The sequence below is a fragment of the Paenibacillus sp. RC67 genome (assembly GCF_030020805.1).
GTDB lineage: Bacteria > Bacillota > Bacilli > Paenibacillales > NBRC-103111 > Paenibacillus_S.
The window spans coordinates 7,064,851-7,080,846 of sequence record NZ_CP125098.1; the positions used below are offsets into that span (position 1 = coordinate 7,064,851).

Annotated in this window: 10 protein-coding genes; all 10 read right to left on the reverse strand. The window is 43.2% G+C overall.

Annotated elements, in window-relative coordinates:
* Nucleotides 1-6: 6 nt before the first annotated feature.
* The 10 genes from QMA13_RS31925 to QMA13_RS31970 all read right to left on the reverse strand — a co-directional run bounded on the left by QMA13_RS31925 (nucleotide 7) and on the right by QMA13_RS31970 (nucleotide 15,824).
* Nucleotides 7-714 carry a hypothetical protein gene (locus tag QMA13_RS31925; protein WP_282937660.1) on the reverse strand — a complete coding sequence of 236 codons (708 nt, stop codon included), beginning with the start codon at nucleotides 712-714 and terminating at the stop codon, nucleotides 7-9.
* A 10-nt stretch (nucleotides 715-724) separates the two neighbouring features.
* Nucleotides 725-2,626 (reverse strand): BREX-3 system phosphatase PglZ, encoded by a 1,902-nt coding sequence (pglZ, locus tag QMA13_RS31930; RefSeq protein ID WP_282937661.1) that lies wholly within the window; start codon nucleotides 2,624-2,626, stop codon nucleotides 725-727.
* Between the two features lie 17 nt (nucleotides 2,627-2,643).
* A complete protein-coding gene (locus tag QMA13_RS31935; protein ID WP_282937662.1) occupies nucleotides 2,644-4,632 on the reverse strand; it encodes a DNA methyltransferase in 1,989 nt (662 codons plus the stop codon).
* On the reverse strand, nucleotides 4,575-5,399 hold the full coding sequence (locus QMA13_RS31940) for a DNA methyltransferase (protein WP_282937663.1): 825 nt from the start codon (nucleotides 5,397-5,399) through the stop codon (nucleotides 4,575-4,577). The genes QMA13_RS31935 and QMA13_RS31940 overlap by 58 nt, the downstream gene beginning before the upstream one ends.
* An 8-nt stretch (nucleotides 5,400-5,407) precedes the next feature.
* Complete coding sequence (locus tag QMA13_RS31945; RefSeq protein WP_282937664.1) at nucleotides 5,408-9,091, reverse strand: DUF6079 family protein; 3,684 nt, start codon at nucleotides 9,089-9,091, stop codon at nucleotides 5,408-5,410.
* A gap of 18 nt (nucleotides 9,092-9,109) precedes the next feature.
* Entirely contained in the window at nucleotides 9,110-9,565 is a 456-nt protein-coding gene (brxF, locus tag QMA13_RS31950; RefSeq protein WP_282937665.1) for a BREX-3 system P-loop-containing protein BrxF, read from the reverse strand.
* Between the two features lie 97 nt (nucleotides 9,566-9,662).
* Nucleotides 9,663-10,823 carry a PD-(D/E)XK nuclease family protein gene (locus QMA13_RS31955; RefSeq protein WP_282937666.1) on the reverse strand — a complete coding sequence of 387 codons (1,161 nt, stop codon included), beginning with the start codon at nucleotides 10,821-10,823 and terminating at the stop codon, nucleotides 9,663-9,665.
* Between the two features lie 288 nt (nucleotides 10,824-11,111).
* On the reverse strand, nucleotides 11,112-11,627 hold the full coding sequence (locus tag QMA13_RS31960; protein ID WP_282937667.1) for a hypothetical protein: 516 nt from the start codon (nucleotides 11,625-11,627) through the stop codon (nucleotides 11,112-11,114).
* Between the two features lie 257 nt (nucleotides 11,628-11,884).
* The gene (locus tag QMA13_RS31965; protein WP_282937668.1) at nucleotides 11,885-12,934 is read right to left on the reverse strand and encodes a UvrD-helicase domain-containing protein; all 1,050 of its coding nucleotides are present in this window, start codon (nucleotides 12,932-12,934) and stop codon (nucleotides 11,885-11,887) included.
* Nucleotides 12,927-15,824 carry a PD-(D/E)XK nuclease family protein gene (locus QMA13_RS31970; protein WP_282937669.1) on the reverse strand — a complete coding sequence of 966 codons (2,898 nt, stop codon included), beginning with the start codon at nucleotides 15,822-15,824 and terminating at the stop codon, nucleotides 12,927-12,929. The genes QMA13_RS31965 and QMA13_RS31970 overlap by 8 nt, the downstream gene beginning before the upstream one ends.
* Between the last annotated feature and the right edge of the window lie 172 nt (nucleotides 15,825-15,996).

Consider the following 15,996-nt stretch of genomic DNA (forward strand, 5'->3'; position numbering starts at 1 on the left):
ACCGCCTTACCTCAATCCTACCATCACCATGTTTATACCCTGCCGCGTTACTTGTAGCCGACTATTTCTCAATTCGCTTTCCGTTATATCAAGATTGAATGGGAACAAACTAGGTTCCGTAGCAATTTGCTTTAATTCTATAGCTGATTTCTCGGCGGCTTTCAGCATGACCTCAATAAGCCAAAGCTTAAATTCTAACTGGTGAATGGATTTCTTTTCAGCATTCACATATTGTTTCTTCTGCTCGCTGATTACTTCTAAGTGTTTAAAAGTTCCAAGTACGGCCCCAGTTGATACACTGACTCTCCTACGTTCGCCATAAAGCGCAAAAATTTTCCTACTTAACTGCATACTCGAGAATTCCCCATGGAGTTGAAAAAGACGCCCCACTTGATCAGCAACATCCCTGAAGAATGGATATGCAAGAAGCATCATTCCCCAGTGCAAAAGCAATCTTTCTTCTCTCGAGGCGTTCGCAAACAATTGTAAGCCACGATCCCGAATTTCCACATTCTCGTTGTCGACTAGCACCCAAATTTTAAACAAAATCGTTCTAGCATTAAGTCTTGCCTTTGCACCAGCAATATCTGCCATCAAATTTTGATCCACGAGATCATATAGCTGTTGTCGATTTTCCACTCTTGATAACTCACGTGTGATATGGTCCAACTGGTACAATTGCAGTTTTTGATCAAAGCCAACCGCCTTTTTCAATCTGACACCTTCATTCTCTTCTTTTCTTGACTCGCACGAAAGGAACGATAACCTCCTCAATGCTAGTCCCGCCATGGCTCACTACAACTTCGCCTTCTTTAACAAAAGCCTCACCACTTTTAGCTGTCAATACGAAGAATTCATCCGGGAGACCGATTGATTCCCATTTCTGCGATGAGTATTTCTGTGCGGCCCGGTCCCGTAACTCCTCTGAATTATAAATTCGGACTCGCTCCCCGCGGGTATCAGCTAATACGCCTTCGCGAATGGCTCCGATACCTACGCTTTCTTTGTTGCCATGATCAGAGGTTATATATACATCAAATCCGGCTTCCAATAAGTCGTGAAGTAATGATCGCAAGTAACCGGTTTTTAACCAAATGGATATTTGCCCATGCATTCCCCTATGACCTTGAATCGTGTTATGTGTCAACTTATCAATAATGTCGACTACAAGTCCCGCAACTTTAATGCTCGATTTAGATAACGCCTTGATTTCCGCTTTATTATATTCCCCTTGGCCTAATGATTTCTCATAAGTGACATGGATTGGCGCAATACCATACTTGGCCCAACAAGCTCTCCATTCTTTTTCCTCATTAGCTGTTGTATGAATAGTCGAGTAGTAGGTCTTTGGAATTTCCCCCGAGAATATGGCTTGTCTAGACACTGATGTTAACGTTGGGATCCATGCAAATGTACCGTTTTCTATAAAATCGAAAGAAGACTGTAAGTCTGAACGTACTTGACTCCACTGTACAAAACTCAATCCATCCATTACGATTATAGCCTTTTTGGGGCTTCTTTGCAGGTGCACATGCTCTGCCACTTTCTGGAGCATAACCGGTGTATGCTGGTCTGACAACGAAGCTAGTGCTCCATAATGGATATTTAGCCAAAGTGCAAATCTCTCTTCTATGACTTGTTCAATGGACGATAATTTCTTACTAATTTCTGATGGAAACTCCAATGTAAACATATTTGATTTCGCAGTACTGAATAAACCAATAAGATTGACCCAGCCGCGGCGATCAATCTCAAGTTCTAACATTTTTTCGATCTGACTGATATGCTCGTTTATTGACAAGACTCGGGATTGTTCTTCATTATGCGGTTTTACACCGAATAATAACGAATCAGGCAATGAGTCCTTATCAAACATTATAGGATTTAATTTGCCTATACGAAATAAACCAGCAAGTGTATCTTGTAATTTGATGTCCCGGTATGGGTGGTTATCCGGGGTACCATTTTCCAAGAAATCACACCATTCCTTCTGTAAGAAGGAGTATAAAGCATCTGGAGAGTGAATGAACTCAGACATTACCAATCGCAGATTGCTGTTTTTATGATTTAATGCATCTCTCAGATGGTTTTCTATAATTTCTGGCATTGAATAATGCAACTGATGTCGGTTAATGCAAAGAAAAAGACATTCAGCCACTGTATCAATGGTGTCGTAAGGTAATTTATATATTCGTTTCAGTATGAAGTCTATAGTATCAGCGTCTGATCTTTTCGTGGGTATGTCATCAATTAATGACAGTGCATCTAGTGTTCTAAAATCGAGATCCTTTACTATAGGGGCAGATAACATCGGAAACAAATCACTCTTACTTATTGAAATATGGTTGCCTTGAATCCAAATATCATAGGGGATATCACTAATATCATCTGACTTAGGATGTATCAGCAAGTACCTACTGAAAGTATTCCGCCTATACTGACTTTCGTACCAATATCTGAATACGGCCCGATCTTGAAATTCTACAACCTCTATTCCTAACTTCCGCAACTGACTAATAATGGCTTCATCTTGCAATAGGGAATCAGGGTCGGTCACTAACGTAATATGGTAGAAAGGTGCTTGAAAATGCTCAAGCACCTTTCGACGCCAATTATTTTTATTCATTGATTGCACTTCCTTAACTAAAGGCCGAGTCTGATTTGTGCGTTATCATAGTACATTAGCAATTTGTCATCTTCTTGAAGTACATTTTCTGGAAGACGTTCCCCAATTGTTACAATGGTTTGATAATCTTTTTCTCCCCAAGCTTTTTTGAATCCTGCGCGAATAGCCTCAGTACGGAATTGTTTAAGTTTTTTACGATTACCGTTTAATCCATCCCGATATGTTTCAAATTCACGCAATAACGATTTTTCACGTAACTTCTCTAAGTCTGCTTGCTTGTTTGGATCTGGTACATACCAACGTTCTTTAGCTTTCAGTTTGAGCCCCGGATCATTTTTAGAAAGACTTCGCAATAATTGAGTAGGTACTTCTCCTTGTCCATCATACTTTAGAAAATTTTGTTCAAGTAAAGCATCTAGTTCAGGTAACTCCTCATGCTTTGCAATATGCTGAATCTCTTTCATATAATTTGGATGTAAATCCTGTCGTGTTTGGGGTCTTTTTAATAGTTGTTGACGTAACCACTCAATGGCACTATTTTCATCGGAAACAAACAAAGTCAACTGTGTAAATTCTTTAGCCAGTGTTCGTTTTTTATCATATTCAGCAACTTGTTCCTCCAGAAAGGCCATTCCATCTCGCATTGGAAAACGTTGTTCTACTCCTAATTGGAAGTCTGCCGATGATATAGGTACCGGAAGGCTATGTTGAACATGATACGCAATCATCCGATCAAATAAAATACGCGGAGTCCGCTCAACAATAAGTTCAGCCGCCCCTTTTCCCCCGACAAAAACGGGTAATTGCTGAAGATGTTGCTCAATAAAAAGCCATGCTGATTCCTCAGAGTTTTGTTGTTTTAACATATTATCTACAAATTCTGATTTAGGTTTATAGGCTGAAATTACAAGATCTTGCTTTACAGCGGTTGTTGTTGTAATAGCTTTAAAACTGCCTTGTTTTTTATCAAGAGCGGATACATTGGCAATAATGAAGCCAGCACGTTCTATTGATTCACGTATGGCATTCCAAATACTCGCTTGAGAATTACTGAATTCAACTGTTATCCATTTCCCCGGTTTTAGAGCTCTATAAAAATTTGCGAAAGACGACTCCATCAGCTTTCGGTACTCGTAAATTTGCTTGTCATGCTTTTCATTTATGATGGCTTCATCTTTGTTATTAGTTTTAACCTTCAACCAGGATTCCCAAAGAAAATTGAGCTCCGAATACATAATATTTCCACCAAAAGGTGGGTCCACAAATATATAATCGATAGAATTATCCGGAATTTGAATAGTCGTTGCCGAATCAACAGAGATTATTGTATTCCCTTTCTTTTTTGTAAACCCCATATTTTTAGGAAGTTTATCACCGAATCGCTTTAGCGCGTCCAACACTGAAATTTCTCTATACAATGCTGGAATATAGTACGTACCGCTAAGTGGTCCACCACCTTCATAATTCGGCGTCCACCTATACAATTTCGTTGTTGCAAAAGCTACTCCAGTTAACAATGCTAATAAGTTATTTCGATAGTTGGATTGATTCACCAACTGATAAAACTTGGATAGAGTTAGTAAACTTCTTCTCGTATATAAATGATGTACATGTGTAATTCCGTGACTATTAACAGGCTGAGCCGTATTATAACCAAATGGCAATTTATCTATAGGGTAAAATCCATCATAACTATAGGAATCTATGGACTTAAGTAACTCAATATCTAAATGTTCAGCCTCTCTTTCCATTCTGTTTGATCCATGTTTAAGATTAACAGCAACCGGAGTTTGCTTTGCACGCTTTACTGTAGAATTTATGTTCCCATCAAAAACTGTTTCCCAAGACCTTTCTAAACCTCTCTTCGTCAAATTGATCCCACAATGAGGACAAGAAAATTCTGCTTTAAGCTTTTGAGTATCTTTTTCTACAGCTTCGTTCCAGTAATTTATTTCCCCAGAACATGAAGGGCAAATAAAAACGTCGCTCCATATTGTGTAAAACACTTCTCCTGATTCTGGTATTTAGGGTCATTTACCTCATACATCCATTTGCTGGACTTCTTTAATTCGCCCATTATTTTTTTTATCTCTTGAGACAAGCTATCTTTATCAATTGGTAGATTAAAATTACTCGATATAAAAGTTGCTGCAGGGGAAAGATCAGAAAGAATCGTTTTTCTTATCCCACGCTCTGATATTTTTTCCCCGTCTTGATTAATGACATCGTTACCTTCAATTGTAAAGCCCATCTGTCGTAATTCTGTTTCATCGTTGCATAACTGACCTGCAACACCTGTCATTCCTGTCCCGGCAAAACCATCCCATACGATATCGCCTGGGTTAGTATAATGTAGTATATACCTCATTATCGCTTTATGTGGCACTTTAGTATGATAGCCATGCGCTTTATAAATTGAATCTGTTTTTCCTTCACTTACATCAGCAGTAAAAGGTTCTCTGTTATAGCTTTCAATATTTGCATCATCGAATGACTTCTTTTCACGATTCCATTCAGCTATAAAATCGATAATCCATGGATTTGGACATACTGTATAGTAAGGGGGATCGGACAGCGCCAATATATCCTCATCTTCACCTTCTGGAAACCCCTCAATTTTCTTAAGTTCTGGTAGCTTTTTTCGCAATTCTTCAGTAAAATATGCGCGCCGAGCTTCATCATTCTCAAATGTTAAACCCAAACAGGTCACTGGGCCTGTTTGGGTTTCTTTATTGATTTCAAATAGAGTTCCTTGCTTTAGCTTATCACTCATATCTTATGTTACTCCTTCTTCAACATGATCCGTACTCGATTAGTCGATTGGGAACCAACCTGTTCCCTTACTAATTGCTCAAATCGTAGGCGCAGCTCCTCGATTGTCAATGGACTTCCATCGCCGGCCATCTGCAGCAAGCGATTTATCGGCAATTCTACTTTCTGTATTCCTTCAAGCACTTCTTTAATTGTTTGCACTAAACGTAAATCAACTGGGATTCCAAATGATTTATCGTCCATAAATTGTTTTATTAATTGTTTCTGCTCTCCAGTGAGTAATTCAACGTTCTCTTTTAATTCACTATCATTCAGGTTAGTCAATAAGGTATTCGTCCAAAAATTAAGTAATTCTTCTAATTCCGCTTCTAGCTGTCCAACCGTTACCTTCTGAACAATTTTTTCATCCTTTGGTCGAAATCGGCAATGTGGACAAACTGGAGAGTGCTCCAATTCACTTTTTTGTAACTTCCAGCAAATTTTCAATTCATCAGACTTTGCCTTCCATGCTTGTAATTGATGTGAAGGCAGAATTGGGATTACAGAAATCTTCTGCAAGGTATCGATACGTCCATCACGTTTAAGCTGATTGAGCTTATTCTCATCTGTTGCTCCTAAGCGTGATGCTGAGTGTTGCACGAAATAAGAATCAATATATTGATCCTTTAATTGGTCAATCACCTTAAGTTCAGCACTGCAGTCGCTGTTAGCCTTTATGGCATCGTATAGATCCCCCAGTGCACCTTCAACTTTTACATACCATTCATCAGTAATCGATACATGGTTACTAGCACTTACGATATAGTTCGCTTTTTTAGTAATTTGTGAAGCAAGCTCACGCCATTTGATGAGCTTATCCACTAACAAGATATTTTCATGTTGACTTTGAATTTCGGCAATATTCTTTTTGAAATTTTTCAGTTTCGCCGGCGTATCGAACACTTGAAGACTCTGTAGGAACTGATTCAAATTTTGAAGTTTGCTTTGATACTCCTGCAACTCGTCATCCGACAGGAGAGGCAATTCCCATGTAGGAATTTTGTCCTTAAGATCGTGTTGCAGTTTAACCAGTTGAGTTAGCAATTGCTGTACTTTTGTTTGAAGCGTTTGAACTCCATTCGTTTGAGAGTCTGGTTGAAGCAGTCCATGACTAATACTAAACAAATCAAATAATGCACGCAGTTCTGCTAATGGCAAATCACTTGGTTTCTTAATGTGGCTAAATTCAGCAATTCCTTCTGCTTTCAAAGCGATTAATTGGTTAAACCTCATGGAATCATAAGTTTCCCCATTAATCGTGATCACAATATCACCGGTGAAGACTAAGGCTGCTAATAGTACACTTAAGAGCTCAGGTTCTAGTTGAAATTCTACTGTTTTCTTGACTTCCCAATCTCCTTGAGATTGGAGGACTTCAAGAAGTTCAGAAGCATTCAGTACCTGTCCGTTGCCTTTGTTATTTAACAAGTCCAAGACCCATTTGGCATATCCAGATTTTTGTACATTAATTTTTTCCCCATCCAATAATACTAGTCCTTCAAGTATGGTTCTTGCTGTTTTCGTTTTTGGATTAGAGATATTCGCTAATGTCTCCGGAACATATGTCTTTAACATGGCTTCACGGGTGATGCTGATGCTACTAAGTCGAAATGTAGGGTAATCAGAGTATTTGTCCTCAAACCATGTGGTTAAACAATCATCTGCCGCTGCATCGATAATCTCCCGCACTGTCGCTTGAGCAGGGGCAGATAGGCTCCAATCAGCAAGTTTCTTAGTTACGCCCTTATACGTCATTTTATATGCGGATGGCATATTTTCAACTAGCCATTTCATTAATTTCCTTAAGAACTCCGCGGCTTTATCGTCATACAGCTTCTTGGTGGCACTTGAAGCAGTTATGGACATTTCCCTAGCACCTGCGTAAAGACGAAGTGCAGTATGGAATGATTCATCCTTTGTCTCTAGCTTGAAAAACACTTCATCCGGTTTGGCTTCGTCTTTGAATTTAGGCGGATCGTACGGTTGAAGCATATAAATGTAGAAATCCCGCTCCGGTTGTGCAGTGGAGCGTTCATTCGGCGCACCGAAAAATAGATACCCCGGCCTGGTTACCTTCCTTGAGTACCAGTTTAATTCATGCTGCCAAATACGATAACCAGAGACTATACTTGGAGATCCATCGTCGGTTAACTTCTCAAGGACTTCAAAGTAATAACGATCCAGTTGGTTGCCAACTAGCATTCCCGCCTTTTCTTCGATCAGCGAGTCAACGTCCGTTACTTTTTCCAAATCAAGATAATATTGGCCGTTATCTCGATTTAGGGATATAAACTGGTAGCTGACGGATTTCATGATTTCATTTAAAATTGTATCGATAGTTGCATTTAGGAAATCGGAGTCCAATTCAGGAAAATCAAAATACAAAAATAGCTGGTCCCTCAATTCTGCTGAAGTGACGCCGATCTTCACCTTAATATCATCCGTTGTAAGTCTAAATACGGAAAGCGCCCGCACGATACGTTTAGCGATTGGTTTATAAGTGGCCTTTGCTTTTGGAAAAGAATTTTCAATTCGATCCATCAGGACATCTGACTTTTCCAATACCTCACGTACATCTCGATCCGTACGCAATGTACGATCCCCTTGAATATACATCCAATAATTATCGTAAGAGACTACTCCCGGACTATTTAGTGGAACTTCAGTATCAAGAAGTTTCTCGATCTCATCGCTAATGGTGGTTAATGCTACACGTTTCTCCACAACACGTACATTCTCAAATGCTGTTAGGTACGCGGGGTGAATAGGAAACAGTGCAGTATACTTCTCGATTTGTTCCCCAAGATTCTCATAAAGTGGAGCAAATCGTAGTAAGTGTTCTCTTATTAGTGCTTTTTGACGGTCATCCTTTCGTAATAACCGTTGAGAAACGACGAATTCGATATCCTCACGAACTATGATCGCTTGATCAGTACGCTCCTTGACTCTTCGAATTTCATTTGCTACGAATTGAAATTTGGGATTATCGAACAGCATTTCCTGTACGCCTGTAATAAATCTAAATCGAGTAGACTGAACAACTTCCCCCATAGCCCGTAAAAAGCCTAAGTCAAGAATGAGTTCTTGCTCTTTGCGAGTACGTAAATAATCAAGTAATTCATCTATCACCAACAAAAATCCGTGATCCGGATACACCTCATGAAATGCAGCCATCATACGTTTCATTTCGTCTTTATTACTTATCAATGTAGCTACATTCGGCATTTCATAGTCCACATTAATCTCTTGAAGGTAATTAGTCATTTCTCGGAATAAAACTTCACCAAGTGGCAATTGAATTCCATCAAATTCTACACGTAATACTTTGAATTTCCCTTCTATTTCTTTTGCCTTTTTCGCAATTTTCTCATGATGGATATATTGTGAGGTCCCATCAGATTCAGCAATAGCTGCTATTACACTCATCAGGTGAGATTTACCGGTACCATAATTACCAACGATCATAATTCCTTTGTGGTCAATAGGACGTTGGAATTGAAGTTGCTCAAAAATAATATCATCGATTACTTCTGCCATACGGTCCGATATTACATATGTTTGAACTAATTGCTGAGCTAGTTGATCTTCAGCGGCATCCTTTAGAACAACTACAGACTTTATCGGTTCAAATTGGATCAATTCTCTATACTTCATCGTTAAATCCCTCCACAATTAATAGAACATAATACTATTACTGTACTCGGTATTCTGGTAGTGCTCCGGATGCTCGGGAGTTGCGTAGTAAAGCACTCCTTGTTCAGCTTTACCAGGCCATATTACAAGCAGAACTGTATTTCCACTATGTGCTTCTAGCAATTTGACTGGATTTTGCTTTAATTCAGGATCAAATAGATATTCGATATTGTGTATGCATACAACATTATTCTTTTGATCATTTATGGCCTTCCTAAGCCACTTCGCAACATCAAAAGGGCGTTTGTCAGAGGGGATAAATCTTAGTTGTTCGGATAAATATAGGCCTATGTTTACTGTGGGAATACCTTCACGATTTATGTCATTGATGAGCTTCTGTTGGTTCGTAGTTGCCGGAAGAAGGAAAAAAACTTTATATCTCTGATTACTCAAACTTGAGATCTCAGCATGTAATTGCTCAAGTTTCTCAACCATAAGGTTAACTCCTCTGAATGCAAGTTCTAGTTTCCATGCTAATAGGACTATAGGTTTATAATTCGACAAGTGAACCTGTTATCCTTCACTTAAGGCGTCATGTTGCCCATCTTCCTAACTGGGCAAAATATAATCCAGCTTCTTTAATCTTGAAACCAAAAGTCTGCTCCAATTCCGAAGCGTAAACCTGAACCTGTGGCCGGTAGTAATCAATGAAGGTTTGCAATTTCTCTTCTGTTACGCTATCCGTCTTGAAATCAACAATAACCCAGCCATCCTCTTCCTCGAAGAGGAAGTCTATGATTCCACGAACATAGGCATACTGAATTGAACCTGTACCTTCCAATGCAGCCGCAACCTCTGATGCTGCACTCCCAGCATCGCTAAATCCGCCGATTCGGTCGGCATTCTTTCGAATCATCAGCGGCACCTCGAATAAGCGGCGGCGAGCGCGCAGGCTGCGCTGCCAGAGCTCGCTGGCGATTACGCTTCTTACAACCCGAACGGCTTCGCTTATGAGCTCCTCAGCCATGCCTTCCTCATCCGCTAAGAAGCGTATGGTGTCCTCAAGTTCCGACTCCGGCAATCCCTTGCCTAGCATCTCAATAGTACGGTGAACGACACTTCCAAAAGCCATTCCTCTGCCTTCCGCGGACCATTCCGGTGTATCGCCGGCTGCTTTCGTCTGGCCGGTGACAGATAAGACTGCGTAAGTAGGCTCACTAATCGCATTCAGCCTCATCTTTCGAACTTCCGCGACATTTTGCAACTCCGGTCCCTCGGTCAACTCCGTCTTCTTCTCTAGCTTCATCGCCGGCACATCAAGTTCGCGTGCGAGATCCATCCCATCTACGAGCGGTGTCCAAGGGCACTTCGCCTGTTGATCGGGATACAAGCTTATAACGAGCATCTGCTTCGGGCGTGTAGCCGCGACATAAAGTAACCGATCTTTCTCTGCATTGGAAAAAGCACGCTCTCGTTCGTTCATCTCACCCCATCCTAAGGGTTGAGCGATCACTTCCGTTTTGAACTCTCCGATTGATTTACTTATCGTAAAGTAACCTGCAGCCGGATCTGCGGAACGATCTATATACTGCGTCGCATCATGATCAGACTCCCCGCAGGGACAGGCTAAGAAGACTACGGGCGCTTCTAGTCCTTTGGCTTTATGCAGATTCATAATCCGGACAGCCTGGTTGCCGCCAGCGTAAAGGCTCGATGTTTCCCTCCCCCGCCCCCCGAGTTTGTCCCCAATCAACCGACACAATCCCCCCCGCCTTGACCCCCCCGCGGGCCCCCCCTGTAACGGTTGCCCCTCCCCCCCCCCCCCCCCCCCCCCCCCCACGCCGCCCGGGCCCCCCCCCCCCGCCCCGGCCCCCCGCGGACCCCCCCCCCGCCGCGGGTGGTGGCTGGGGGTGCTGTTGGCCGCACCCACCCCCCCCCTTTTTTTTTCTCCCCCCCCCCCCCCCCCCCCCCCCCCCCCCCCCCCCCCCCCCCCCCCCCCCCCGCTGCGAGAAAAAAAAAAAAAAAAAAACCCCCCCCCTCCTCATCCCACCATAACCCCCCCCCCCCCCCCACCACCACCCCCCCCCCACAGAGAGGAGGGGGGGTGTTTTTTTTTTTCTCTTTTTTTTAAAATCCGTACCAGCTGTAATAATGCGAGCAGTTCCTCATAGACCGTCGTACTGCCCGAAGTATCAGCCGGTACTCCGAACAAATCCAACTGTTCTGCATACAGGTGGATGAACTCCCTCGTTTTCGTCAAAATCAGAAAATCACTCGGAACCGCATTTCGGTTTCCTCTATCACGATCTACAATCTGCAAATTACCATTATTACACGCCCACGATATATATCTTGCAATCTGCTCAGCATCTGTTTGTGCGACGGCAGCTTTGCCTCCCGGCATTTTGGGATAATTAAGAACATATATCCCATGTGGCGGTTTACGAGCGCCTTTGGGGTTGTCCGCACGTGTCTCCATCTTCACGAACGCAGCTGGTATGCGTTTGCGACGGAATTTGCCGACAAACTCACCATTTATGCCGAAAGGACAATGCAATGAACAAACGGCCCCATTTATGTAATCTGCCGGATGAGAATGTACAGAACTCTGGAAATTCGCTGACTATACTTGACAGCCTGAGGTATCTTTTTTCAACCTTGGCACTTCTGGATCCCCTTGACTTCTTTAATACAATATCCCCCCTATATATTGATTTTCCCCCCCAAACATTTTCTGTCCCCCCCTTCTTTCTAAACCCCCCACCCCCCTTCTCCCTTATTAAAATTCTTCTTTAATCTATATAATCTCTAAAATTATCCAACATCTTTTTCTTTCATACTCTCTCTCTTTTTTTCTTCCATGAGTAAGTCCTGGAAATTCAGTTTTCCCGCGGCGTATCGGCGTGTCTTGTAATGATCAAGTACAGGCCGCACGAAGCGGATCAGCTTCGGATACATATATTCACGCCATTCCTGAAGGAACGGAAAAAGTACGTTGATCTGCCAATCGGGAAAAAGCTTTTTCATCTCGCCGGCATGTTCTTTGGATGTCCACCTATTCAGCGTCACGTCGAGCTTGCGGTCAAACTCCTTTGCGATCTCGAGAATTCGCATATCATCCGACAAGTCGATGTAGCGCATCTTCTGATGCGTCTGTCGAACAAGCTTCTGTACCGTATCCCAGCCTTTCTCAGGCTCCACCGTCGGAATAAAGGGCGCTGCAGCATCGAGCAAAGGAAGCAGAGTTTCCCGAATTCGATCAAAATTGGGCCGCTCCCGCTCCTCGCAAGGAAGCTCAACATCAGTAAACAAAGACACACGATCAAATACGTCTCTAAGGGTATTAACATCCACACGCAGCGACAATAACTCTTCGAATTGTAACCGCGCTTCTTCATCCAGCTCAGCCATGTAATCATCCCAACAACTCGAGCGGAATTGCTTATCGCTTACTTCGTCCATTTCTACAAATGATGGGTCCAGCCCTGCCTCAATGGGACGCTCGCGCAATAGCGATCCACAGAACGAATGGATGGTTCCGATGAAGATCAGATCAAGATTTCCCAGTGCTTCGGACAACCGCTCCCGAACTAAAGAAGCATCCGATGATCTTCGATATGCTTTCTCCAACGCCAGTCGGAAACGTTCTTTCATCTCGTCTGCAGCTTTATTGGTAAAAGTAATAGCCGCGATTTGACTGACACTAACGCCGGATTCGATCAATGCCAGAAGCCTGCCAACCAAGCTGGTCGTTTTACCCGATCCAGCCCCTGCCTCAACAAGCAAAGTCGTATTTAAATCCGTAAGGATCCGATCGCGGTCAGCTTGATCTGCAGGTGCCGTAAAGCCGAATGACTCAGTCATGACTCTCCACCTCCAGCAGCGTGCTTAGAATATCAGCATTTACAGACGAATCACGTTTGCCCGCCATCCACTCCGCATGAGATCCGCACACGGCTCGGTAATCACACCACCCACAGACCATCAAATCTTTAGCTGGGACATAAATCCCTCGATTCCGAGATTCCAGCTGCTTTGCAATAATGGTAGCCAGGTCTTCTCTGCGATTCTGAATTCGTCTTACATTCTCGCCGCGCCCACGCTCAGTTGGAAAATAGTATTCCGCCTCCGTCACCTTGGCTTCGAAGTCCATCCCTGTTTCGCGAAGCCACTGCTCTACAGCAATGGAATATACAGCATGCTGTAGCTGTGTTCCGCCGCTGAAATATTCAGCAGCCTTGTACTTGCTAGTGCTGCCCGTTTTATAATCGATAATCCGGTACTCGTGAGGTCCTATTCGATCGACCCGGTCGACGAAGCCTTTCAGCTTAAAATGAATGCCTCCGGGCAAATGAATCTCCATGGGCTCTCCATCATGCGTCGCGAGCTCTAACTCGAAGAAGCATGGTTGATCCGTTCTACCGACTTCATGGAGATAAAAGATTTCCACATCACGCCGAATTTCTTCACATTCCTTGGCGAATACATGCTGATTTGGGGCAGGGATTAATAGAGCATTCTCTCGGATCACCGCTTCCACAACTTCGAGTAATCGGCCTTTGTCATGCATGGCCGGTTTCGTACCTTTGTCCGTAACGTCCTCTAAATACCGTCTGAAAATGTCATGCAGCAGTGAGCCTCTTTCGCTTGCTTGCAGCCAGCGGGTCCGATCGAATTCCGAGACTTCCTTCGGACGAAGCTTCAAGACATAGTAAAAATAGTATTGCAGCCCACAGCTCGCATACTTCTCTAACTGACTTACACTAATTGTATCGCGGCGTTGAACGTCATCTAAGCCGTGAGCACTTGTAGAAAAGCCGCTCTCCAACCAACCGTCATAGGCTGATAACCTCTCACCAAATCGGAAAGTTAGGGCTTGATAACCCGCGGCAAGAGCAGGGTACGTTTCCATCATAGCCTGCCATCCATCCTTGGGTTTGCCATTTGGTTCCTGGAGCAGTCGGGCCCACGCATCGATTCCGTCAAACGGAGCAGCTAACTCGGATGCATGCATGATATCCATAACACTGTAAGGTTCACCTAGTGAATGCTCTAATACTCCAAAATCTAATAACGAATCTCTTGACTGCAACCGCAGAACCTGAAGCATTTCAAAAGCAGGGCTGTTGCTCTTCTGCTCCCCTATATCATAAGAAGAATAGCTTAACCATATCTCGCCTCGAATTCGCGACAGTCGGGACTCACGTTCGCTCCTGACATTCTTCGCACGTTCCTTGGCAGACTCCAAGTGCTTAGATAGCGTAATACGTTCTTGGTCCAAGAGAAGAGGGTCTTGTACTGCAGATATACTCCAAGTTCTCTCATCCATACCCAAGATCCAAGTCCGTTCTCTCCCGCTCCATCCACCGTTATGTAGAGAGCTAATGTGAATCGAACCCGGTTTTGGTGTTGCCGTGGCGCGAATACGAATCCCAGCTAACATCTCTTTCACGTACTGGACAGCCAAATCCATCGGCATTGGTTCAGATGGACTTGCCGAGTATCTCTTCGTCATCTCCTTCAACGCTGCTCCTACATTTGCATCATCCAGTGACCGTGCCGGCACATATCTCTGAACAAAATCCGTCATCCACTCTAACAGTATACGTGGATTCCATTCATTGCCTTCGGGCAGCTGATCAAACCAATCTTTCACGTAAGTAAATAAAGCAGTGCCTTGCTCCCGCTCTTCCTCACTCAGTCGTTCTGGACGAAGTAAAGCAAGATACCTTTCTCTCCCCCAACCAATACCGGACTTCTCCAGCAAGCGAATCCATTCGGTGCGAGACCAGCGTTCATCTGAAAACGAAATATAACCATGTCGCAGCATTTCCGTAAGCCTCTTTACCGGGAAACCTTCTGCAATCCAATCAAGTATACCTACAACCGCTTTCCCAGCATCACAAAATACAATCGGCAGCCCGTTCGAGAGTGTATATTCGACGCCCAGTGCTTCGGCATGCGAGTGAATAATGGGTGCATAATGCTCATAATCAGACAAAATGATTTCCATCCGATCAAGAGCCGCATGGTCCGATAGTATTCTTCGAAATCCCTCTCTGACTTCCGATAGACTTCCGGTCGCGCGAAACATCGTGAATCTATTGGTTGAAAAATCTTCATTTATATAAAATGGAACATCCGAATCAAGTAAACAGAGACGATCCCCCGACAGCTTGTGGATCATATTTCGCTCCACAAATGTCCACCCTGTTGGTGCAAGCGCTAGATAGACGGTTTCGTCCCCTCCTGGTTTCAAGTAGTCACCTAATCCGGCAACATCCGATCGGCCATTTTCCCACAGAAACGTCTCATAGGATGCTAGCAATCTTTTCAAATATTCGCCTTTATTCAGATTCGTGAAACACTCCGCCTTCACTTCATCAGAACGAAGACCGGCCAACCTCATATCTGATATAACACGATTCACTTGATTCACGATACCAGGCTTCAACATGGACTCGTTTATATAATTCATCGGATTCTCTATGGCTAACTGCTTCATCAACTCACGGACAACCCAAACAGCCTGCCCCTCATCAAGCAGACTGATATTTCTGCGAAACAGCTCTGACTTTGTATTTGCGGTCACTATTCCGCGAAGAGTCTGCACTTCTACGTTAAAAATAGCTCCGTAACGCTTACATATCTGCTCGAGCAGTTGGTGTCCTTGGGCATAGGATCTGGCCAACAACACTTTCGGAGACAATGGAGCCTCGTTGATTTTCTGATACAACCGATCGATTAGATCCATGTTAAAGCCCCCTTACGAATAATCCAATATACCTAAATTCTCTGAAATACACCTCCTTTCCTTCCACAATGCGGAAATGAAGGGGGAATTTCGGACTATCTTTATGTGATGTTATGGATTATTCTGCCTAAGACTATCCATATTGTAAAACTACGTATGGACAGCAGGATGT